This is a genomic window from Vibrio sp. G-C-1 (genome assembly GCF_021728015.1).
Lineage (GTDB): Bacteria > Pseudomonadota > Gammaproteobacteria > Enterobacterales > Vibrionaceae > Vibrio > Vibrio splendidus.
This window is the reverse complement of the sequence record NZ_JAKKCR010000001.1, coordinates 235,296-258,667: the sequence shown is the minus strand read 5'-3', so window position 1 is coordinate 258,667 and position 23,372 is coordinate 235,296. Positions and strand designations below refer to the sequence as shown.

The following is a 23,372-nucleotide window of genomic DNA, read 5'->3' as shown; positions in this document are numbered from 1 at the left end:
TATCTGTTTACAATGGTTTATGTAGTGAACTGTTCGAAGAACGTTAGATCGTCCAGCTATTGCCTTTCTCTACAACATTATTCTCAGACGCATAAGAGTTAATAATGGTAAAACTCGACTCGGCAGCCTGTTCTGGGGCAAGTTGATTAGCCTGATTCATTGAGGCTGTCTCATGATACCCCTTTCCACAACTGCACTCCTCGCAAACCTGCTTCAGAATATGTACAAGCCTCTCTTGATTCAACGGTAAAGGGTTTCCTTTAATCGCCACTGATTTGAGCGCATCGGCAGACACCTCATCAAACTGAGCTTCGCAGACACCAAATTCAAGTAAGCTTGGTAGCTTGAGTGTATCCAACACTTCAGATAACCAAGCAATCGCCTCTTCTTCTTTTGCTTCTACGTTACCCGTCACTATCTGAGCGATTCGCTGATAACGCGCTAATATGTCGTTTCTTTGCTGCTCTTTCGCTACTGCTATGTTTTCTAACATCACAAATGGTGCCAAGCGCGCTGTAATCACACTGTGCGGCGCAGAAATCTTACCTCCTAACGCAGAAGCTAGCCCGTGCGCAGCGCCGAGCTTAGCATTGGTTATCGCCATTCCTCCGAGCATAGAAGCGAAGGCAAGAGCAGAACGCGCTTGAGGTTCATCATAGATACACGCCTGAATGACAGAACAACTCAGCTTACGCAATCCTTCTTCACAGATCATATCGGTTAACGGATTCGGTTCACCACACACATAGGCTTCCATTAAATGGGTAAATGCATCCATAGCACCGCGGCCAGATAAATACGGATTAGTGCCATGGGTTAATGCAGGGTCAACAATCGCGACGTCAGCTAGCATGTCTGGGCTTCTAAGGCTTATCTTGACTTGGTCTTGGCCTGATTTAAGTACCGCATTTTTAGTGACCTCAGCGCCGGTACTCGCTGTGGTTGGAATAGCGATAAACGGAAGCGGTTTAGTTTTAAGAGGAACATTACGCCCAACCACTTCAACATAGTCGTATAAATTACCTTGATTAGGTAAAACCGCAGCTAACGCTTTTCCCATATCAATGGCACTGCCGCCACCCATTGCCACCACCATATCAGGTTTAAACCGCCGAGCAGACGTGGCAGCCTCTTCAACCATTTTGATATTGGGTTCACCCGAAACGGCAATGTGCTGGTAACGCATACTCTGCGCATCTAGATAGTCAGTAACAAGTGAGGTGCGTTCTAATGTATTACCAGTAACCAATAACACGCTATAGCCGTATTGATTAAAGAGAGACAATGAAGCGGGAAGTGCCCCATCACCAAAGATGATCTTTGTAGATGTCATAAATTGAAACATGGAGCCTCCTGCGCCTATGACGAAACAAAACTACGAACTCTTGGTTTTTTTGAAATTCTTGGTTTTTGGCATTTAATCTTCGGAATACAACCTTCGAAATGTAACCTTTGTACTTACAACACAATGCCTGCACCTTAAATACAAGCACACTAAAATGGGGTTACATCTGGCTGCTTACCGAATATGGTTCCATACCCAATAATAAGATGCCTCGTTCTGTGTTTGATTTTTTTGACGAGGTGCAACTTGTCACACTAAAGATGGATTAAAGTCGCAATCTTAGGGGTAATTCACACTCTAATATTGAGGGTACTTAACAATGGTAGAGGCCAGTGAACGCGACCCTGCGTTTTTATGATTAATATTTGCGCTGATAGGCAAAACCTATCGTATTAAGAGGCAATTCCATCTTTATTTCCCCATGGCATTGAGGCATAGTTGGTTTTAAGAAATTTTGAGTGGCATTCATTAAAGAATAGTTAACATAATTGAGTTAACGAGCCTCATCCCGTATTTAGGAGAAATTAAATGTTTGTAGTTATTTTTGGTCGCCCTGCTTGCCCATTCTGTGTTCGTGCAAAAGAGCATGCTGAAACTCTTAAAGCTAAACGCGATGACTTCAACTACCGTTACGTTGACATCCACGCTGAAGGCATCAGCAAAGCTGACCTAGAGAAGACTGTTGGTAAGCCTGTAGACACAGTGCCACAAATCTTCATCGACCAAGACCACATCGGCGGCTGCACAGAATTTGAAGCATACGCAAAAGAAAACCTAGGTCTTTTCGACTAAGCTAGGATTTCTCATACGAGAATCGAGGCTACGGCCTTAAACAGCTGACTAATTTAAGCGTTAGACTGTACGATTTATATCAAGCCCGCTCACTGTAGCGGGCTTTTTTATGACCAGTTTTCGTACGGAATAATAATAAAGTCAAAATCAAGTAAAATAGCAAAATATCGCTTATATTTTATTTATATTTAGATACAATTCACCTCTCAAACTTACCCTGTGTTTCACGCCAATTATTGAGCGACCACTGTGAATATCGACGTTGTTTTTCTGTTAGAGCAAAACCCCATCCTCCTCATCTTTGTTGTTTTATCGATTGGATTAGCCATTGGTAAAATTCGTTTCGGTAGCCTCCAACTCGGCAATTCAATCGGTGTTCTGATTACTTCCCTTATCATGGGACATCTTGGTTTTTCATTTAACGCTGATGCGCTCACGATTGGCTTCATGCTTTTCATCTACTGTGTTGGTATTGAAGCTGGACCGAACTTCTTCGGTATCTTCTTCAGAGACGGTAAGCATTATCTCATTCTGAGCCTTGTGGTTCTCTCTACCGCAATTGCTTTAACGTATTTCAGTAGCCACTACCTTGGGTTAGGCTTTGGTTTATCCGCAGGCATGATGGCGGGGGCCTTAACAGCAACGCCTATATTAGTAGGTGCTCAAGATGCTCTGAATTCTGGGCTTGCAGAATTACCAAGAAACATGGATATAGGCCTGATCATCGAAAACCTCTCCGTTGGTTATGCGATGGCTTACCTAGTTGGCTTAATCAGTATGATTATGTTTGCTCGCCTTATTCCAAAGCTTCAGAAAGTTAACCTACACGATTCAGCTGAGCAAATCGCCCAAGAGCGTGGCTTAGGTGCTTCAGGGCAACGTAAGGTTTACCTTCCAATCATACGAGCTTACCGCGTAGGACAAGAGCTTATATCTTGGACAGACGGTAAGAACCTTCGTGAACTGGGTATCTATCGCCAAACGGGCTGTTACATCGAGCGTATTCGCCGTAATGGTATTCTTGCCCATCCAGATGGTGATGCGATCCTGCAAGAAGGTGATGAAATCGCATTGGTAGGCTTCCCTGATAGCCACGCGCGTCTCGACCCAAGCTTCCGTAATGGTAAAGAGGTTTTCGACCGTAACCTTCTCGATCTACGTATCGTGGAAGAAGAGATTGTCGTTAAAAGTGACAGCATCGCAGGTAAGCGCCTGTCAGACTTAAACCTGTCTGAATACGGTTGTTTCCTTAACCGCGTAGTACGTGCTCAAATTGAAATGCCGATGGACTTAAACATCGTGCTTTCTAAAGGCGATGTCCTGCAGGTCAGTGGTGAAAAGAGTCGCGTTCACGGTCTAGCTGAGAAAATTGGTTTCATCTCGATCCACAGCCAAATGGCGGATTTGATGGCCTTCTGTAGCTTCTTCATTCTGGGAATTTTGTTTGGTTTGATCACCATGACATTCGGTCAGGTTTCATTTGGCTTAGGTAATGCGGTTGGCCTACTTCTATCGGGCATCATGCTTGGCTTCTTACGAGCGAACCACCCTACCTTTGGTTACGTGCCTCAAGGGGCGTTAAACATGGTCAAAGACCTAGGTTTGATGTTCTTCATGGTTGGTATCGGCTTAAGCGCCGGCGGTAAGATGTTTGAACACTTAACGCAAGTAGGCCCTCAGGTCATCGGTATTGCTCTAGTAGTGAGTGTGCTACCGGTATTCTTCGCTTACTTGGTGGGTGCTTACGTATTGAAGATGAACCGAGCTCTACTATTTGGAGCCATCATTGGCGCGCGAACCTGTGCTCCGGCGATGGACATCGTAAATGACCACGCTCGCTCAACTATCCCTGCACTGGGTTACGCGGGTACGTACGCGATTGCCAATATATTGATGACCTTAGCGGGTACTTTCATCATCATAATTAGCTAGCGTCTGCTACTTTAAAAGCAGCCAAGCTTAGATATTTCGAATGCACTAATTCATCTTTGGGTTAGTGCATTTTTATTACTTCTTCTCAGCTTTTAGCGCATCCCAATTCTGCTCTTAGAGCTTTTGCATCCTGCTATTCGCATCTGCTCTTAAATCTTTTCGCATCTCGCCACTCGTATCCCGCATCTGCTTTTATTTTTCCATGTCTGCTTTTAATCTCTTTCCTCAAACGACAGACAAAAAAATAGGCGCTCAATGAGCGCCTATTTCGTTTTGATTCGATTGTTTGAATTAGATGTCAGCTACATCAAATTCAACAGCAGTATCAACGTCAGCTTCGTAATCAACGCCTTCAACACCAAAACCGAACAGCTTCAAGAACTCTTCTTTGTACTCAACGTAGTCAGTCAGTTCTTTCAGGTTTTCAGTTGTGATTTGAGGCCATAGGTTACGACAATGCTCTTGAATGTCGTCACGAAGTTCTAGGTCGTCTAGACGTAGACGGTTCACTTCATCAACTTCTGCTGCGCTGCCATCTGCTTTGTATAGACGTTGGCTGAACATGCGGAAGATCTGTTCCATACAACCTTCGTGAATACCTTCTTCACGCATCTTCTTGAACACCATCGCGATGTAAAGAGGCATAACAGGAATCGCAGAGCTTGCTTGAGTCACAACAGACTTAAGAACAGCAACGTTTGCAGTACCGCCAGTTTGGCCTAGTTTTTCGTTTAGCGCTGATGCTGCACGATCAAGATCCATCTTAGCTTTACCTAGCGCGCCATCCCAGTAGATTGGCCACGTTAATTCAGTACCGATGTAGCTGTAAGCAACAGTCTTACAACCGTCAGCTAGAACACCCGCTTCAGAAAGTGCGTTGATCCAAAGTTCCCAATCTTCACCGCCCATTACAGTAACAGTGTCTTTGATCTCTTCTTCAGTAGCAGGCTCAACGCTTGCTTCGATGATCGCATCTTTGTTCGTATCTACCGCTGTAGATGTGTACGTTTCGCCGATAGGCTTAAGAGCTGAACGAATTACTTCGCCAGTCTCAGGCATTTTACGCACTGGAGACGCCAGTGAGTACACAACCATATCGATTTGGCCTAGATCTTCTTTGATCAGGTCAATTGTTTTCTGTTTCGCTTCGTTAGAGAAAGCATCGCCGTTAAGGCTTTTTGAATACAGGCCTTCTTCTTTAGCTAACTTGTCGAACGCTGCTGAGTTGTAAAAGCCAGCTGTGCCCGGCTTTTTCTCAGTACCGGCTTTCTCGAAGAAAACACCGATAGTTGAAGCACCGCCACCAAATGCAGCCGCAATACGTGAAGACAAGCCGTAGCCACTTGAAGAGCCAACAACGAGTACACGTTTAGGTGCGTTTGCGATTGGGCCTTGAGCTTTTGTGTAAGCAATTTGTTCTTTTACATTAGCTTCACAACCGACTGGATGTGTTGTAGTACAGATGAATCCGCGAATTCGAGGTTTGATGATCATATTCAACTTCCTTAAAAAATCAGGGTAAGGATAAAAGTTTCGTACGCAAATGGCATCTAATTTCTGTAAAAATGTGGTGAAAATGCAAGTGGTTGGAGCACTCAGCGGATATTTGCTGACTAAGTCACCATTTGTTAACGCATCTATTGCGACTTCTACGACAAAAACAAAAAAAGGCACCTTATTAGGTGCCTTTTATCATTTCTTTATCTAAGCAACGCTATTTAGCTTAGGTTTTAACTCTTTTCGCGTCAAAGTTTCACTAAAGTCATGACTGAAGTGGTCAACTTGAATCGCTGTGTAGCGTAGTTTATCAGCAGCAACAATTTGGTCGACTTCTTCTTGTGTCAGAACATCAGCTGCAAGTGCTTGAGCCAGTTTATCCGAAAGCAAGCCTTTACGAGCCACTTTGCCCTCTTTCACTGCTTTGAAGATCTTACGCTCCAGAGGCTTGATGCTGTACATCGCATTGAAAGCATTCTCCATAAGGCCAACACTATCATCTTCCTCTTTGCCAATGTAACAAAGGTGCGTCAGACGTTCACGGTGTGCTCCCGGAGTCATCAAGCTTTCTGCTAGTTGAACGGTTAGGTTATCACTCGGTTTTTCGAAGTGGTTACCAACAGGGAAAACTAGACCTTTAAGTACTTTACCCACCATCTTGTTCGGGAAGTTTCTGTACGCTTCCTGCAGCGACTTAGCCGCATTGTGGAAACAGTGTTGAACCGCGTAATGTACGTAGTCTAGGTCAGCTTGTTGACGACCTTCGTCTTCATACTTCTTAAGCGCAGCCGACGCCATGTATAGGTAACTTAGACCATCACCCAAACGTGCAGAGATAAGCTCTTTACGTTTCAGTTCGCCACCTAGCGTCAGCATTGCGAAATCCGCACTGACTGCAAGCGCACGGCTCAAACGAGTCAAATCTTGGTAGTAAGGCTTAGTTGGACCGCTCATGTCGGCTTTAATGAACTTAGAACCAGTCAGTGCTGCACCAAATGCGCCAAACGTGTTTTTAGTTGCGTGTGAGATGTGCTTGAACAACAAGCTATCAAAGTCTTTTGCACCTTGCTTCTCATCTGGGTTCGCTGCCGCTTCCATTTCGCTCAATACGTATGGGTGACAACGTGTCGCACCTTGACCGAAGATCATCAGGTTACGAGTTAGGATGTTCGCACCTTCTACTGTGATAGCAACTGGAATACCTAGGTAAGGCGCAGCCAAGTAGTTCATTGGGCCATCTTGAATTGCACGACCTGAATGGATATCCATTGAGTCATTCAGAATAGTACGTGCCATCTCTGTCATGTGATACTTCGCAATAGCCGTTACGATACCCGGCTTCTCTTTCATATCAAGTGAAGTAGTTGTCAGTGTACGAGTCGCTTCTAGTAGATACGTTAAACCACCAATACGGCCTAAGCTCTCAGCAACACCTTCAAATTTACCGATCGACATGCCGAACTGCTTACGAACGTAAGCGTACGCACCAGTGGTTTTCGCCGTTAGGTGGCCCATCGCCGTGCCAAGTGCCGGTAACGAGATACCACGACCTGCAGACAGACATTCCACCAACATACGCCAGCCTTTACCTGCGTAATCTGCTCCACCGATTAGCCATTCCATTGGAATAAACACATCGTGACCGCGTGTTGGGCCGTTCATAAACGCAAGACCAAGTGGATCATGACGCTCACCAATCACAACACCTTCGTGGTCTGCCGGGATAAGCGCACACGTGATGCCAATGTCTTCTTTGTCACCCAGTAGCTTTTCTGGATCGTGCAATTTGAAAGCCAGACCAAGTACCGTCGCCACTGGTGCTAGCGTAATGTAGCGCTTGTTCCAGTTAAGCTTGATGCCTAGTGTCTCTTTGCCTTCGTGCATGCCCATACAAACGGTACCGACATCAGGGATACCACCCGCATCAGAACCTGCTTCAGGGCCTGTTAATGCGAAACAAGGGATATCTGTACCGTCAGCAAGACGAGGTAACCAGTAATCTTTTTGATCTTGAGTACCGTAGTGAGACAGTAGCTCACCAGGGCCAAGAGAGTTTGGAACCATTACCGAAACCGCAGTACTAATACTACGAGTCGCAATTTTGGTTACGATGGTAGAGTTTGCGTGCGCTGAAAATTCACGACCGCCGTACCCTTTCGCGATAATTAGCGAGAAGAAACGCTCTTTGCGTAAAAAGTTCCAAACTTCCTCTGGAAGGTCTCGGTCTTCTTTCACAATTTTGTGGTCATCAAGCATAGCGAGCAAAGTTTCAAGTTCATTATCCATGAACGATTGCTCTTCTGCTGTCAGCTGAGGTTTTGGGTACTGGTGAAGCTTAGTGAAATCTGGTTTACCAGAAAACAGCTCTCCGTCCCACCACACGCTACCCGCTTCCATCGCTTCTTTCTCGGTGCTAGATAGTGGTGGTAGTACTTTTTTAAAGAGTTTAAAAGCTGGGTCACTTACCCATTTTTGTCTTAGAGAGCTCATAGTTCAGATCCTTTTGTTCACTATATTGTTTGTGAATATTTTGCTTTTTATTGTTTTATTCTTTTGCTGACATGCCAGCGGCCAAAAATGGAATGAGAATATCGACCACTGCCTTCGCATCTATCTTTGTGTCGTAGTCATTCTCTGCAATTTCTATTAGAGCTTGGCTAGACGCCATGGTGAAAACACAAGTCCCAAGGGTGAAGTGTAAACGCCAAAATAACTGCTCTTGAGTGAGGTTCGGATTCGCTTTCATTACTGACGTCGTAAACAGAGTCAGTACTTCGCTGTAGCGAGTTGTAATGAACCAACGCAAGTGACCTTGCACATCCGTATAACCTCGACCGATGAGTAACATAAATCGGCTGGTACCGTTTGGCCTTACATCATTCAGTGCTCTTAGCGGCTGTCTTAAAGACTCAAACACATCACTCATAGAATACGTTTCGTTCAAGTTTAAGTTCACTAAAGCGTCTTGCAATGCAGGCATAAATGCTTCTAAGTATCGATTGAGTACCGCACGAACCAGAGTCTTCTTATCGCCAAAGTGGTAGTTCACTGAAGCAAGATTGACATTGGCTTTACCCGTAATGGTGCGTAAAGAGGTGTCATTAAAACCGTGCTCAGCAAATAAGCCTTCAGCCACATCTAAGATTTTGTCTTTGGTTGTACTTCTTGGTGCCATTTCAATCACTCGTATTAAACAACTGTTTGAAATATACGCTTAGTACATTTATTTAACAAGCAAGCAACATCACATTTTCACCAATTGGTCGTACCAGTTAGCAAGAATCTGCTCTAACCGATTGAATCGATGTACGTTTAATAAAAAAGGAAAAATTATTGAATTTTCTGGGAACTGAATTAGAAATGGAGGGTCATAAATTAGGTAGAAAACAGAGTATTTAGAAGTTTAACAGGCCGTCAAACTTGTTTCTCTCCCTGCTTTCTTAATTACTGCATTTTCCTTATTAACTCCTATACTTGTATCCGCCCAAACCGCATTGGTTTGGGCTTTTTTTTGTTTGTTGTTTGTTGTTTGGTACGAGAGTGAGCCTTACTTACCCCTCTTCACAACTACTAACTACAACCTGAACAGCGCGACCGTCTCTTTATATGCTGTCATTTTCTCCTAAGAATCGAACTACCATGCTTGGCACATTGTTATCACTGGAACTCGTATTTCAAACAACCTACTAGCCAACGTTTACCTATCTGAGCCCAAACCTAATACTACGTTTCCTCTATTTACAGTGCATCCATTCGAAGCTTGCCACTTGCTACTATTGGCAAATTAATCAATAAGGATAGGGACTTACATTCGAAATAAAGCCAACAAACTTAGCAATTTCTTGCAGATGTCCTAAGCTTCGTTTAATACCCTTTTCAATTAAGTAGTTAAACGCTTGTTGGGAAGCGGCGGGAGCTTTTAAAAGTAGAAGGAGACCTACTTTGAGACTGTTGAAATTACCCATTATGTGTTGCTTGGTTATTGCAGCTCCACTCTCTGCTCAAACTTTAGAACAGGCCGTCGCCATTACCTTGGCTACTAACCCTGAGATAAAGAGTATCTTTAATGAGTTTGTGAGTGTACGGAAACGAAATGACGCCGCTGGCGGTGCTTATAGACCTAGTATCGACCTCGATGCTGGTATTGGTTATGAAGGCATTAACCCTGCGCCAAACAATGGTCCTGATACGGATCTCACACGAAAGGAAGCCACGATATCCCTCACTCAGTTGCTGTGGGATGGTTCATCGACTCTCAATGATATTGATCGTACTGCCGCAGAAGCAGAATCGGTTCGTTTGCAATTGCTCGCGGATGCCGAAGACAAAGCGCTAGAGGTCACACAGATCTACTTAGACGCAGTGAAAGCAACTGAAGTTTTAGCCCTTTCGGAAAGCAACCTCGCTATCCACAAGAAAATCTATAAAGACATCAAAAAGCGTGCAGTCTCAGGCATAGGCTCAACCGCAGATGTGTCTCAAGTAGAAGCAAGGATTGCAAAAGCGCACGGCAACTTATTAGCCGCGCAGAACAACCTAATTGATACACACACCCAATTTAGAAGAATAGTGGGTCAAGAACCGCTTGGCTTAGTCTACCCAAGAGCCGATATTTCTATGATTCCTCTGTCATTATCAGACGCCCTTGTTGATGCTCTGGACCAACACCCAGTCATCAAAGTCGCGACTGCAGATGTCGATTCAGCGCACTTCCAGTACAAACAATCAAAAGGGGTTAACTACCCGACGTTCTCTATCGAGGCATCTCAATCATGGCGAGATGATGCGGGAGGCGATGAAGGCTCAAGTCAAGAAACGCTCGCGATGCTAAGAATGCGATATAACTTGTACAACGGCGGAACAGACAGTGCTAATTCTGAAGCTGCTGCTTACCAATTGAACAAAGCAAAAGATTTGAGAGATCGTGCTTATCGCCAAGTGGAAGAAGGCCTTCGCCTCTCTTGGAGTGCATTGGATCTGACGTTGCAACAAAAGAATTTCTTGTCTGATCACGTGGATTCGGCATCAGAAACCGTTATCGCATATGAAAAACAATATCGAATCGGTAAGCGTACACTCCTTGATCTGCTTAACACTGAAAACGAATTGTTTGAAGCCCGTAAAGATTATCTAGATGCGCATTACTCTGAACAGTACGCTAAATACCGTGTAATGAACGCGACAGGCTCTCTATTGAACGCTCTACTGGTCGACATTCCAGACGAGTGGACAACGGCTGTGGAGTATTAATGATGAAGAGACCTTATTTATTACTTTCTGCATTAACGATAACGCTATGTGCTTGCTCTAGCCAAAATGAAGAGCCCTACATAGAAACCCCAGAAGCGGAGCAAATTTCTGATCTGCAAGATGATGATAACGATGGTGTGGTCAATGCACGAGACACCTGTCCTGGCACACCAGCGTCGTCTCTGGTAGACAACGAAGGCTGTGGAGAGACGGTTAGCTCGCAAGAAGTCAGACAGCTGAACATCCTTTTCGCCAATGACTCCTATGAAGTTAACCCTATCTTCTCAGATCAAATCACTACCATGGCTGAGTTCTTAGAAACCTACCAAAGTGCATCGATAGAGATTCAAGGTTACGCGAGTAAAGTGGGTTCCAACGAATACAACTTAGATTTATCAAAAAGACGAGCAAACAATGTTCAAGACGAGTTACTGTCGAATGGTATAGAGCCAGAGCGAGTGAGAATTGTCGGTTATGGTGAAGAACGCCTGGAAAACGAGGGTGATGATGCTACTTCTCATGCACTAAACCGTAAGGTCACGGCAACCGTGGTTGGGTTAAGTGAACAAATCGTTGAAGAGTGGACCATTTTTACCACGCTAGAAAAATAGCGTGACATTGTCACTGAAATGTAAGACGGGTTATCTTACAAAGACAGCTTAACAGTAAGATCAAGAAAGCCGTGATAGGGTTGCCCATCACGGCTTTTTTGTTCTTTGTTGTCACATGAGTCGAGGGATGACTCTGTGACTCTTCTTGCTACTCAAGAGTTGGCTTGTTACTCAGTGAGTAGGCTCGCTATCAAGCGAACCTACTACCGAATATAGTTTTACTTACCAACTATGCTTTTACTTACCAATTATAGCTTTACTTCTTGTTGCTTAGTCTTCGGTAGAGAAATACTTAGCAGGAAGTAACCTAAGATAGCTGCAGTCGTTGATCCCATCAGGATGCCTAGTCGAGCGAGCGTATCAAAGTCTGCGTTAGTTGGACCAAATGCTAGTGATGAAATAAAGATAGACATCGTAAAGCCAATACCACACAACACAGATACCGCGAAGATGTTCATGAAATTCACACCTTCAGGAAGTTTAGCTACACCCGTTTTCACAGCGCCCCAGCTGAATAGGAAGATACCCAGTGGCTTACCAACCAATAGACCCATAGCGATACCAAGCGGTAACATGCCTGTAAGGTTTGAAATTGAGATGCCTTCCAGTGAGATACCTGCGTTTGCAAATGCGAAGATTGGCAAAATTGCAAAAGCGACGTATGGGTGCAGAGCATGCTCTAGGTGTTTCAGCGGAGAACGCTCCCCTTTATTGCCTTTCAGTGGGATAGCAAAACCAATAACTACACCAGCCAATGTTGCATGAACACCAGACTTCAATACTGCGAACCACAGAATTGCACCGACAATGAGATAAATACTCAGCTTAGTCACATGCTTGTTGTTTAGCATGAACAGCACACCCGTTGCGATGAAGCCAACCGTTAGTGCAAGCGTAGATAGATCGCCTGAGTAGAACAGTGCAATGATAACAACAACACCTAGGTCATCGATAATTGCCAATGCTAGTAGGAACACCTTCAAGCTGACCGGTACTCGGTTACCAAGAAGAGCCATGATACCCAATGCGAATGCGATATCTGTTGCTGCTGGAATAGCCCAGCCCTGAAGCGCTTCAGGGTTACTTGAATTGAATAGCACGTAAATAAGTGCAGGAGCTAGCATACCACCCACAGCTGCAATAGCTGGGAAGATTGCTGTCTCTTTAGACTTTAATGCGCCTTCTAAAAGTTCGCGCTTAACTTCTAAGCCGATTAGAAGGAAGAAGACAGCCATTAAGCCATCGTTAATCCAGTGAGACACAGACATACCAAGAACGTAACTGTGCAATACGCCTTGGTACATTTCGTTCAGTGGTGAGTTTGCTACAAACATTGCGATCGCCGCAGCGATGACTAGTATGATGCCGCCAGCAGATTCCATTTTAAAGAAGTCACGGATGACGTCGGTCATGATTTCGCCCTTATATTTATTATTTAAATAAACGAATAACAAAGAATAACCATGAGTTTATATCCAAGCGTAATCGATAGATAATCACTTCTTCGGATGTTTAACTTCGGTTTTTCCTACAAATACTAAACAATACGTCGTATATTCCATAATGTTGTTATGCACCATAAAATAAGTATAGATGAGATCACAAAGGCTGTATGCACAATTAATCAGGGGCTGACCAAAATCACGAGCACAAAAAAGGCTATCAAATGATAGCCTTAGGTGTTTTTAGTAACCGGTTAATTGCATAAAGCCTGTCGCTTCATGGCTTCCGCTCGCCATAATTGGCCCTTCCCAATATGGTATGACAAATGGCAACCACATATCTCGGCGTTTGATGCGTGTCGTGAGGTTGATATTGTGCTGTGGCACGTTAATAATCCATTGGAGCGGCATTCTTCTACCATTCTGTAGCGTCGTATTCTGTAAAGGCTTGATAGAAATATCGGAGTCCGTTAACTGGTACACCTTGCCCGAACGAGTGGCCAATGTTCCAAAAACATAAGGCAGCTGTTGATTATGGCGGTAGCGGTTAATGCTCAGCGCTGTACCATCATCGAGATTAAACACGAACCAATCCCAGCCTTGTTGACCCACTCCGAGTAAGCCACTGCCCCACTCTTTATGTACCCAAGCTGTGCCTTCTACTTCCTTGGTAACGCCGTCCAGATTCAATACACCGCTTAGAGATAAAAATGGAGCGCTGAAGTTATAAGACGCGACAGGCAATAAATCGTGCTTTTTCTGGTAACCATTATCGCCGTTGAGCACATAGGGCCCTTTCGCAATGGTGTCGAGTTCAAGACCAAACGTATCCGTTTTCACTTGAAGGCGACCAGGAAATGGTGTGTTGCCAAGGGCCCGCCAGTTCCAGTTATCAATCCAAATTCTAAACGGACGACTGGTCATTCCCGCTTGGCCAATACCACCACGCGCTAAGCGTTGCTCTTTCCAAACCTTAGAATCAGAAGAGATCACGACATTTGAAATATAGACCTGTGGGCTTTGCCACCCCGGCGTCTCGCGTTCGTCAGTCGCTATTCGGAAGAAGCTCCATTGAACCGAGTACTTTTTGCCATCATCCCCTTTTAGAGAAGCAAAGTAATGCCACCACTCGTGTTGAAATTCTGGGTGGAATTGGAAGTCTCGAGGTAACGAAACGCTGCGGTCAGGTAACACAGGCTCGAATACATTAAAGTGCTCGCTTACAAGCACTGAGTTGACCTCGTTCACACCTTTCTCGCCAACATCAACAAAGTAAGAGTAGTATGCCCAGACACCTAAAATCGTGCCAAAGAAACCGATCAATAATAGAGAAGAGACAAATCGGTGTCTGAATTTCGTTGAGCCATTTCGTTGAAGCATATTAAAGCGCATCCCTCAGTGATTTCATCGGAGTGTTCCGAATCATTCTCATCACTGGCAAAGCACCAGCTAACATCAATGCTGCCATAGCCCACGCAAATGTCTGTAAATAGTCCCAGGGAATCACTTGCAACTCGAGTGACCACCCAAAAGACTGCTTGATCACGATATCGACGATCAAACTAGCCAACGCTAAGCCGAGCGGAATCGCAATTAAGGAGGAAATAAGCCCGAACACAAACAGTTGTAAGCTACCGGTCAGAATCAGTTCTTTGGCTGAGACACCTAAACAGCGCTGTAAAGATATATGCCTTTGTCGAGACACTTCACCCGCAACAGTTGCGAAGAAGATACCGAAGACTGCGATGACCAATGTGATGTTACCCAATGTATCTGCAATCGCGAACGTTCTATCGAACACACGCATCGCTTGACTGTGAATATTGTTGTTATCGAAAACACGCTCAGAGCCAAGCCTGAATACGCTTTCTAAGCGGCTTCGAAGCCCTACTGAATTCACATCATCTTTGAGTATTACGCCAAGGCCCACATTGCCCCGCCCTGCAAATCCATACAGCCAGTTTCGATGCGACATCATGACTTGATGGTAAGGGTTACCGTAATCGTAATACACACCGACAACCTGCCAACCAGAGCCAAGATTGTCATAGAGATCGATGTAGTCACCTGGGCGAATACCCAACTTGAGAGACATCGACTCGCTGATCAACACACCTTTAGAGTGATGTAAGTGGTACCAGTAATTAGGAATACCTAACTTGATCGTCAGCGCTTCTAGCTCACCTTCAGAAGGCCCAGTACTGACCACTTGAATACTACCAACAGGAGATGCAACATCTTTCTCCCAACGCCACCAAACAGAATCCACTTCAGGTTGTTCTGACAGCCAGTTACTCATACGAGCAGCACCATTGTTGGTTGGGTAGATGTAAAGATCTGCCGCCAAGCGCTGTGTTAACCATTTATCTGTGGTATCTCTAAAGCTGCCGACCATGGTTTCTACACCAATATTCGCGGTTAGCGCCAACATAAACGCCATTGTCGCCACACCACGGTAACTCATGCTTGAAGCGGCATCCGCGAAGAACCAACGAGCACGAACCCAACGTAATGAATAAGACAGGCTGTTAAATAGCTTCCACATCAAGAACGGCGTAAACAGAGCCACACTAACAAGCATCAGCGCGATAATCGCAAAACCCGTTTCTTGAGTCTGAGGCGCTTGATACACAGCGACAGCTGCAACCAAGAAACCACAACCAATCAAAGCCTGCCAAGTGAATTCAGTACCAGCAAAGCGCATCAAAGATAAACGAGAGGTCAAACGGATCGGTTGTGAACGAAGCAGACGAACCAATGGCCAAGCACACGCTAGGAATGCACCAAGCAATGCCATTAATAAGCTGTAACCGCTCCATCGCCAATTCCAGTCGATAGTTAAACCAACGTTGGCGTCATATAAATCACCTAAACTTGAAGATACCGCTGGTAACAGTTGGTTTGCCAACATGACACCGAATACATTGCCGCAGATCCAGCTCAATACCACCAATAACAGTAACTCTAAACAAAGCGCTTTAGCCAGTTGCCAACCCGACACACCCGTCTGTCTTAAGATTCCAACTAACGGTTGGCGCTGAATAAACGACAGCGACATCGCTTGATAGAAAATGAATAAGCCAACCACAAACGACAGCATACCCATCGCTTTTAGATTTAAGTGGAACGCGCTGGTCAACGACTCAAGCTCAGCTTTAGAACTGCGAGAGATCGTCAAACCATTAGGCAGCATGTTTTTAAGACGCTCAAATTTCTCAGGCGACATATCTGAACACGCAATCACAGACAACCCGGCACTGCGTTTAAGCATTCTGAGCAAAGAGATATCTGCAATCAGCCTTGTGCCATCAATCAGGTTTTTTTGGTCAACAGCGATAGGACCAAGCTCAGAACCATCCATCAGAGGAATGTAATCCCCGTTATTCCATTCCATGTGTTCTGCGAGATCATCACTCACAAGGATTGGGTATGGCGGTTTCATGAGGTTTAACGTAGTGAGATCTTTTAATGCAACACCCGGCTGAAGCTGAAGCATAGACACAGGGTCGATGCCAATAAGCATGAAGTTCGCGCCATTTTCATCAGTGATACGATGGTGGTCAAAAGGAGAACACTGTTGAAAGCCTTCACGGCGAAGCTGGATATAAAAACCTTGCGGGATTTTATTGGCGTTGTGTTTTGGTCGAATACGATAAGGAAGAGGATTCGAAAAGAGTTTTTCGCCATGCGCATAGCTTTGCTTGGCGTGTTGGTTGATAGCAGTAACACCAACCAAAAGTGATACGCCAAGGGTTAAACCAAGCCATACCAAAATAATCTGCAGTGGGTAGCGTCGATAGTGACCGAGTAGTGCCTTAACTACGGGCCATAACATGCAGTTGCCCTCCTTGTAGACGGATTCTGCCGTCCATGTGCTGTGCTACTTTTTCACTGTGTGTCACCAACAACAAAGTGCATTCTAATTGGCGAGCCAAAGAGGTCAGCAAACGCATTACCGCTTCTGCATTACGCTCATCTAAACTTCCCGTCGGTTCATCGGCTAACAGAATTTTAGGTTCCATGTACAGAGCACGAGCAATCGCAGCGCGTTGTTGTTGACCACCAGACGCTTCTTCAGGGTAACGCCCAAGTAAAGGCATAAGGTCTAAAGCAGAAAGAATCTGTCTCCAGAGGCCTTTGTCTTCAGGCAAGCCTTTTAACTGGCGACAAAAACGAATATTGTCAGCAATATTAAGCGTTGGAAGTAGGTTGAATTGCTGGAAGATGTGACCAATATTATTTCGGCGATATGCGGTGCGATTACGTTCTGTCGAATCGTGCATATTGAAGTTTGGGAAAGCAATTTCGCCAGAGTCTACTAGGTCTAAACCCGCGATAAGATTCAGTAATGTACTTTTACCTGAGCCACTTTCGCCCATTAGTGCAAGCTGGTCACCTTGGTTTAATGTTAGTTCAGCACCTTGTAAAACGGGGTGAAATTCCCCCCCGTCGACATAGCCTTTACATAGGTCTGACAGCTTTAACATTAAACAGCTCACATTAGTTAGAATTTGGAAGGAGAATCTACACTAATTCCCTGTTAGGAGGAAGTATTTTGAAAGATAGATCACACACCAACGATAAAGTGATGTGATCGATGCGCCCTACTTCAACTTCCTATCAAGTTTTTGATCCATTTTCTTGTTTTCATGCGATAGAGCGACCCACCCCACTTAATCACTTCTTCGGTGAGGAAAAGCAGATACACCCACTCCGGTGGAAACTTTAAATAGATAGCCGCAATCGCAGCCAGTGGAATACCAATCACCCATTGAGCAATCAAATCTTGATAGAGACAGAACTTCACATCACCACCCGCTCTCAACACACCAACGATCACAGTCAGCGGTACCGAGCGAATAATAATACCCACGCTGAGAATGAGAATGAATTTCTCAGAGAGGGCTCTGGTTTCTTCAGTCAACGCACTGAACGCATTCAATATTGGCATTTGGACGAAATAGAGAAAAATCGCCACAACAATACTGGTTAAGAAACACAGAATCGTTAAACCTAGTGCTTGATAATAAACCGCTTCATTGTTCTTCGCGCCAAGTTGGTTACCCACCAGAACCGCTGCTGCATTCGAAAGGCCAATCAATAAACTCAATGAGATAGATTCAACCGGCGTCATGACTGAAAGCGCAGCCAAACCTTGAACACCCGATTGTCCCATGATCGCGTGGTAAGCAAACAAGCCACCCGCCCACGCTAAGAAGTTAAACGTGGTTGGCAAAGACAACTTCAAGAAGCGAACGACTTTCTCAACGGTTGCAGCCGCTTTGATATCACAAAGTTTAAAAGCTAATAGGTGTTTAGAGAAATAGAGGTAGCCATATAAGGTCGCCACTTCAATGGCCCCGCTCAATACCGTCGCAATCGCTGCGCCTTTGATTCCAAGCGATGGAAAGCCTAAGTTACCGAAGATCAGCACCCAGTTTAAGAACACATTAGACAGAATGCCGATACCGCTGAAGAAAGTGCTTAACCCAGGTTTGTGCATCGCTCTCAAACCTACCGCCATACTGCTGACGCACGACACCGCCAGCATGCTGAATGAGGTGATGACGATGTATTCAACGCCGAGGCTGACGACTTCTTGAGAGTCGGTCGTCACGCCCATGATTTGCGCAGGAAAAGAAACAAAGAAAACAATGGTCAGCAACGCAAACAGGGTCGAAACTAGCCACGTCAGTGCGGTACTTTCTCTGACACCTTGTTTGTTACCCGCGCCCCAATATTGAGCCGTTAGCAAAGCGCCGCCCGTAGTGACACCCACTAGCATAATGGTCGTCACAAACATTGCACGGCTCGCAACCCCCACTGCCGCAATGTCTGCTTCCCCAAGCTGACCTAACATCAACACATCGACTAAGCCTCGGCTTGAAAACATAATGCTCTGCAAAGCAATAGGCAAAGCAATCGCAATAAGCCTACGAACAAAATCACCTCGAGTGTGATGAATAATTGAAGAGAGCAACATAGAGATACCTAAACGGAACGTATTGATGAATAAAGATAAATATCGCGCTATTATATCAATGTTCGGTTTTTAACCACAGATATAAATGGAGTAACAATGAAGAAAGTACTGGTTTTAGGCGCTTCTGGATATGTTGGTTCGCAGCTCCTCCCACTCTTGCTTGAGCAAGGCTATCAAGTCACTGCCGCAGCAAGGCATATCGACTATTTAAAGGCACGAACCGAACCTCATGACAACTTGTCACTAGAGTATCTTGATCTTGGAGATCAAGCCGCAACACAAGCATTAGTCCCCGACTTTGATCTTGTCTTCTTTCTCGTCCATGGGATGGCAGAAGGCCACGACTTTATTGATTATGAACTGAATTTGGCACGTAACTTTGTTTCAGCTCTTGGGCCAAAGAATCAACACGTCATCTACCTGAGTTCGCTTCAACCGCAAACGGGTGATTCAGAACACCTTCAAGCGAGAAAGAAAACCGGAGAGCTGCTTCGTAAAGGACCAGTTCCAGTTACCGAGCTTCAAGCAGGCGTGATCATTGGTCCAGGATCTGCAGCGTTCGAGATCATGCGAGACTTCGTGTACAACTTACCTATCATGATTGCGCCCAAATGGGTCGACTCTAAAGCCAACCCTATTGCCTTGCAGAACCTGAACCACTACCTGCTAAAACTCGCACAGGACACGCCTAGCGAAAGCCAAACCTTCGAAGTTGGTGGGCCAGACATTGTCTCTTATCGAAATCAATTTGCTCACATTGCCAAAACAGCCGATCGCCCACTCAGGCTTTGGGCGACGTCACTCCTCACGCCCTCAATTGCGTCATATTGGCTAGGTGTTGTGACTTCTGTTCCGTCTAACATAGGCAGAGCGCTTCTCGCGGGCTTAAAACATGACTTTATTGCCAGTTCGACCATCATTAGAGAAAAGTACCCTCAGAAGCTTATCTCGTTCGAAAATATGGTTGAGCAAGCGATTCACGCTGAAGGAAACTTCGTGAAAAGTAATGTTTGGGGCTTTGATAAGACCGCCTTCAAACGCTGGCAAGCTGGGTACGGCTATTACCCTAAGAAAACAGGCGCAAGTATCACCTCAAGCGCATCTTTAGAATCCCTTTGGCAGGTCGCTCAGCAAATAGGAAGCCCGAAGCAAGGTTACTTCTTTGCTAATGCTCTTTGGCGCACACGCGAATGGTTAGATCTTCTCTTTGGCGGTGGTGTGCCGGTTCGACAAATGCCTGAAGGGCCGACCCTAAAAGTCGGTGACAAAATCGATTCGTGGAAAGTCATTCGTTGTGAAGAAAACCAGTTTTTATCTCTACTTTTCGGTATGAAAGGCCCGGGGTTGGGGCGACTCGAGATTACCGTCTCTGACCACGGTGATTCACGTGAACTGAACATATCAGCTTGGTGGCATCCAAAAGGCTTTCTAGGGTTACTGTATTGGTTTGCGATGATGCCAGCCCACCTGTTTATCTTTAAAGGCATGGTTAAAGCGATTGAGAAGCAGGCTAAAGAGCAGATGCGAGATTCGAGTGTCGAGATGCGAAAAGATTAAAAGCGGATATGGGATTAGAGCAACGAGACGCGAAAAGATTAAAAGCGGATTCGGGATTCGGGTAACGGGATGCGAAAAGACTAAAAGCAAATTAGCGACACACGCTATGAGAGGCAAAAAAAGAGCGGATAATTCCGCTCTTCGTATCTCTCATCTCGTATCCCGAATCCGCTATTAGCCAATAACGCTAATTGGGATCTCTGCAAGTTGGTTGCCTTGGTTAGCAGGGTAAACAATGTATTCACCGTGATACTTCACCGCAGACTTGTAGTCCGTTACTTTGTGAAGCATGAAACCGGCTTCCATCGCTGCTTGAATGAACTCGGCGTGGTTACCACGAACAAACCAGTTCATTGGCTTAACCATCAACTCACCGTCGAAAGAGTCGTCACACTGTTTGCCACACAAAGCAAAAGAGTGCTCACCATCGGTGAAGAATTGAATCTTGCCGCCAGTCGTTAGCTCATCTTCACTCGATACGCTCCAACCCATCTCGTACATTTTGTCCATGAATGCTTCAACGTCACTGTCTTTTAGCACTTTAGGATCTTCGCCTTCAGGGAAAAAACGCCCGTAAAACGCAGAAATACGTTTAAAGGTAAAAGTTAAATCAGAGTTATTACCTTTTGAGCGACCCTGTTTCTGCCAGCGAACCAAGTCAGGCACAATCACGCGATCATAAGCTTGGGATTTAATTGCCTTTGTTACCCAGCGAACAAGGTAAAGGTTGTTCGCGATAGGTGCGTCAATGGCCTTGCCAGACTTATGTAGAGCATATAGCTCGCCTAGCGCATCATTCACTAACTTCTGAATTTCAATATAGTATTTTGACATTATGCCTTCTTTCCTAATGTCCAATATAGTAATGCTGACATTACTGCACACGCAGCCATTACCATAGCCATAGACCCAGCACTGTCACTTGGCAGCATCGCAACGATAGCCCCAACAACAGAACCAGTACCAAATCTTAATGTTCCCGCAAGCGATGAAGCCGTGCCTGCCATGTTTGGATAACCACTGAGCAATAGACCCATAGAGTTACTGCCAATAGTAGAGATGGTGCCAATAAATAGCATGACAAACGGCACGATTCCCCAAAGCCCGAGATCCAATGCCCAACCGACAAGTAAACCTACGCCAGCCAGTAATTGGATGACCAGTGCTGCCCTCAACATTGTATGAGAACCGACCTTCTTAACGATTCGACCATTGATTGTCGTCATCAAAATCATCGCAACAATGTTCAGACCAAATAGGTAACCAAACAGGTCAGGACGTACGCCATAGACATCAATGTAGACAAAAGAGCCTGCGGTTAAGAATGCAAACATCCCAGAGAACGAGAATGCACCAGAAAAAATCAAGCCCATAGCGGTCGGGTTTTTACATAAACGAGCGTAATTACGAATCGTGGTTTTAAAGCGCAATGGTTGACGATTATCGACAGGCAGTGTCTCAGGAATTTTGATTATCACCGCGAGAATGACAATCACCGCAAAAATAGCCAATACCCAAAAGATTGAACGCCAACCGAACCACAATGCTAAGTAACCACCAATCATCGGCGCGATAAGTGGTGCAACCGTCATCACCAAGGTAACGAACGACATGGTTCTCGCGAAATCTTCACGGTCGAACATATCACGCACAACGGCTTGGATTATTACCGCCGCCGCCGCACCTGCGAAACCTTGCGCGGTACGAACTAACGTTAGCGCTTCAATGCCATGAGTCGTCGCACTCACAACAGACGCGACCGCAAAAAAGAATACACCAATCAGTAGAACAGGCTTGCGACCATAACTGTCGGCTAACGGACCATGTAATAACTGACCCAATGCAAAACCTGCGGTGTACGCTGTGAGTGTGATTTGTACTTCACCCGCTGTCACACCTAAATCTTTGGCAATCGTTGGCATAGCAGGCAGGTACATATCGATGGCGAGTGGTGTCAGTGCACCAATCGCACCCAGAACCAAAAACAGCATCCAACCTAACTGAGGAGTTTGTGGTTGTGAGCTTGGGGTCTGTTGGGTAGACGTTTGCATAACTCTCCGACTAAGTACTAGGTTTTATGTAAGCATGAACATGCGCACATAAATATACGAATATGCACATAGCAATATACGAATACGCACAGTGATACACGAATATGCGCACACATACATGAACATATAGTAATAATGGCTGAAACTGTCCTAGTACCAGTCAAAATAATCAGCCGACGCTATCCTTGGTCGGCCACATCTACGGCAGAAAAGATTACTTCCAGATAGAGTCGACTTCTTCTTGTGTTAGGTAACGGTATTCACCCAACTCCAAAGATTCATCCATCTCGATTTCACCGATACGCTCACGGTGTAACCCTTCAACTTTATTACCAAGTGCCGCAAACATACGTTTTACTTGGTGGTATTTGCCTTCGTGAATCGTTAACAGTACTTCACGCTCAGCACGAACTTCTAGGTGTGCTGGAAGTGTTAGGCCATCTTCGCTCTTAAGCTGGATGCCCTCTTTGAATTTTTCAACGTAATCGTCTTCAACAGGTTCAACCAACCACACACGGTACGTCTTCTCGCACTTGTGCTTTGGTGATGTGATGCGGTGAGACCACTTACCATCATCGGTAATCAACACAAGACCCGTCGTATCAATATCTAGACGACCAGCAAAGTGCAGCTTGTCCATTTTGATTTCATCGAGTAATTCAAAGGCGATACGATTTGCGCCATCTTCATGCGAACAAACAAAGCCTTCTGGCTTATAAAGCATGATGTAACGTGGGCCGTGAACATTCAGTTCATTGCCTTGCCATTCCACAACGCACTCTTCAGTTACCTTGAGTGAACCGCTTTTTTGAATGACATCATTTACTGTCACTGCCTTGGATTTTAATAAGTGTGTTGCTTCTCTTCGAGTGACGCCTAACGCATCGCACAGAAATTTATCTAAACGCATGA

At 45.1% G+C, this 23,372-nt stretch carries 17 protein-coding genes; 5 read left to right on the top strand and 12 right to left on the bottom strand.

The annotated features are described in order from the left end of the window. Positions 1-43 precede the first annotated feature (43 nt). A complete protein-coding gene (locus L3V36_RS01175; protein ID WP_017094366.1) occupies positions 44-1,345 on the bottom strand; it encodes an iron-containing alcohol dehydrogenase in 1,302 nt (433 codons plus the stop codon). Between the two features lie 528 nt (positions 1,346-1,873). Between L3V36_RS01175 and L3V36_RS01170 the strand changes: the two genes are divergently transcribed. Both L3V36_RS01170 and L3V36_RS01165 read left to right on the top strand, forming a co-directional pair. Next, on the top strand, positions 1,874-2,137 hold the full coding sequence (locus tag L3V36_RS01170) for a GrxA family glutaredoxin (protein ID WP_009847069.1): 264 nt from the start codon (positions 1,874-1,876) through the stop codon (positions 2,135-2,137). A 249-nt stretch (positions 2,138-2,386) separates the two neighbouring features. After that, entirely contained in the window at positions 2,387-4,069 is a 1,683-nt protein-coding gene (locus L3V36_RS01165; RefSeq protein ID WP_017077841.1) for an aspartate:alanine antiporter, read from the top strand. A 291-nt stretch (positions 4,070-4,360) separates the two neighbouring features. Here the strand turns inward: L3V36_RS01165 and fabV are convergent, their stop codons facing one another. The 3 genes from fabV to L3V36_RS01150 form a co-directional block, all read right to left on the bottom strand. Continuing rightward, the gene (gene fabV, locus L3V36_RS01160) at positions 4,361-5,563 is read right to left on the bottom strand and encodes an enoyl-ACP reductase FabV (RefSeq protein ID WP_004734683.1); all 1,203 of its coding nucleotides are present in this window, start codon (positions 5,561-5,563) and stop codon (positions 4,361-4,363) included. A gap of 210 nt (positions 5,564-5,773) precedes the next feature. Next, the gene (locus L3V36_RS01155; RefSeq protein WP_065681252.1) at positions 5,774-8,056 is read right to left on the bottom strand and encodes an acyl-CoA dehydrogenase; all 2,283 of its coding nucleotides are present in this window, start codon (positions 8,054-8,056) and stop codon (positions 5,774-5,776) included. Positions 8,057-8,111: 55 nt separating this feature from the next. Further along, entirely contained in the window at positions 8,112-8,741 is a 630-nt protein-coding gene (locus L3V36_RS01150; protein WP_029222147.1) for a TetR/AcrR family transcriptional regulator, read from the bottom strand. A 767-nt stretch (positions 8,742-9,508) separates the two neighbouring features. Here L3V36_RS01150 and L3V36_RS01145 point away from each other — a divergent pair. Next, complete coding sequence (locus L3V36_RS01145) at positions 9,509-10,816, top strand: TolC family outer membrane protein (RefSeq protein ID WP_017095900.1); 1,308 nt, start codon at positions 9,509-9,511, stop codon at positions 10,814-10,816. Further along, positions 10,816-11,427, top strand: a complete 612-nt coding sequence (locus L3V36_RS01140) for an OmpA family protein (RefSeq protein WP_029406074.1) — start codon at positions 10,816-10,818, stop codon at positions 11,425-11,427. The genes L3V36_RS01145 and L3V36_RS01140 overlap by 1 nt, the downstream gene beginning before the upstream one ends. A gap of 248 nt (positions 11,428-11,675) precedes the next feature. Here the strand turns inward: L3V36_RS01140 and nhaA are convergent, their stop codons facing one another. From nhaA to L3V36_RS01115, 5 genes are all read right to left on the bottom strand, one after another. After that, positions 11,676-12,839: a Na+/H+ antiporter NhaA gene (gene nhaA / locus L3V36_RS01135; RefSeq protein WP_004734677.1), complete on the bottom strand. Its 1,164-nt coding sequence runs from the start codon at positions 12,837-12,839 to the stop codon at positions 11,676-11,678. Between the two features lie 273 nt (positions 12,840-13,112). After that, positions 13,113-14,261: a lipocalin-like domain-containing protein gene (locus L3V36_RS01130; protein WP_017079058.1), complete on the bottom strand. Its 1,149-nt coding sequence runs from the start codon at positions 14,259-14,261 to the stop codon at positions 13,113-13,115. Beyond that, complete coding sequence (locus L3V36_RS01125) at positions 14,251-16,704, bottom strand: ABC transporter permease (protein WP_029222149.1); 2,454 nt, start codon at positions 16,702-16,704, stop codon at positions 14,251-14,253. The genes L3V36_RS01130 and L3V36_RS01125 overlap by 11 nt, the downstream gene beginning before the upstream one ends. After that, positions 16,685-17,356, bottom strand: coding sequence for an ABC transporter ATP-binding protein (locus L3V36_RS01120; RefSeq protein ID WP_004734674.1), 672 nt, complete (start codon positions 17,354-17,356; stop codon positions 16,685-16,687). Before L3V36_RS01120 ends, L3V36_RS01125 begins: the two co-directional genes overlap by 20 nt. 122 nt (positions 17,357-17,478) lie before the next feature. Beyond that, a complete protein-coding gene (locus L3V36_RS01115; protein WP_208774065.1) occupies positions 17,479-18,852 on the bottom strand; it encodes an MATE family efflux transporter in 1,374 nt (457 codons plus the stop codon). Between the two features lie 96 nt (positions 18,853-18,948). On the opposite strand from L3V36_RS01115, the gene L3V36_RS01110 reads away from it, so the two are divergent. Continuing rightward, positions 18,949-20,409: a DUF2867 domain-containing protein gene (locus tag L3V36_RS01110; RefSeq protein ID WP_208774063.1), complete on the top strand. Its 1,461-nt coding sequence runs from the start codon at positions 18,949-18,951 to the stop codon at positions 20,407-20,409. Between the two features lie 174 nt (positions 20,410-20,583). Here the strand turns inward: L3V36_RS01110 and L3V36_RS01105 are convergent, their stop codons facing one another. From L3V36_RS01105 to rsuA, 3 genes are all read right to left on the bottom strand, one after another. Continuing rightward, entirely contained in the window at positions 20,584-21,243 is a 660-nt protein-coding gene (locus L3V36_RS01105; protein ID WP_102450832.1) for a DUF2913 family protein, read from the bottom strand. After that, positions 21,243-22,460, bottom strand: a complete 1,218-nt coding sequence (locus tag L3V36_RS01100; RefSeq protein ID WP_017079054.1) for a Bcr/CflA family multidrug efflux MFS transporter — start codon at positions 22,458-22,460, stop codon at positions 21,243-21,245. The genes L3V36_RS01105 and L3V36_RS01100 overlap by 1 nt, the downstream gene beginning before the upstream one ends. Positions 22,461-22,674: 214 nt before the next feature. Continuing rightward, positions 22,675-23,370: a 16S rRNA pseudouridine(516) synthase RsuA gene (gene rsuA / locus L3V36_RS01095; protein WP_004734669.1), complete on the bottom strand. Its 696-nt coding sequence runs from the start codon at positions 23,368-23,370 to the stop codon at positions 22,675-22,677. Positions 23,371-23,372 lie beyond the last annotated feature (2 nt).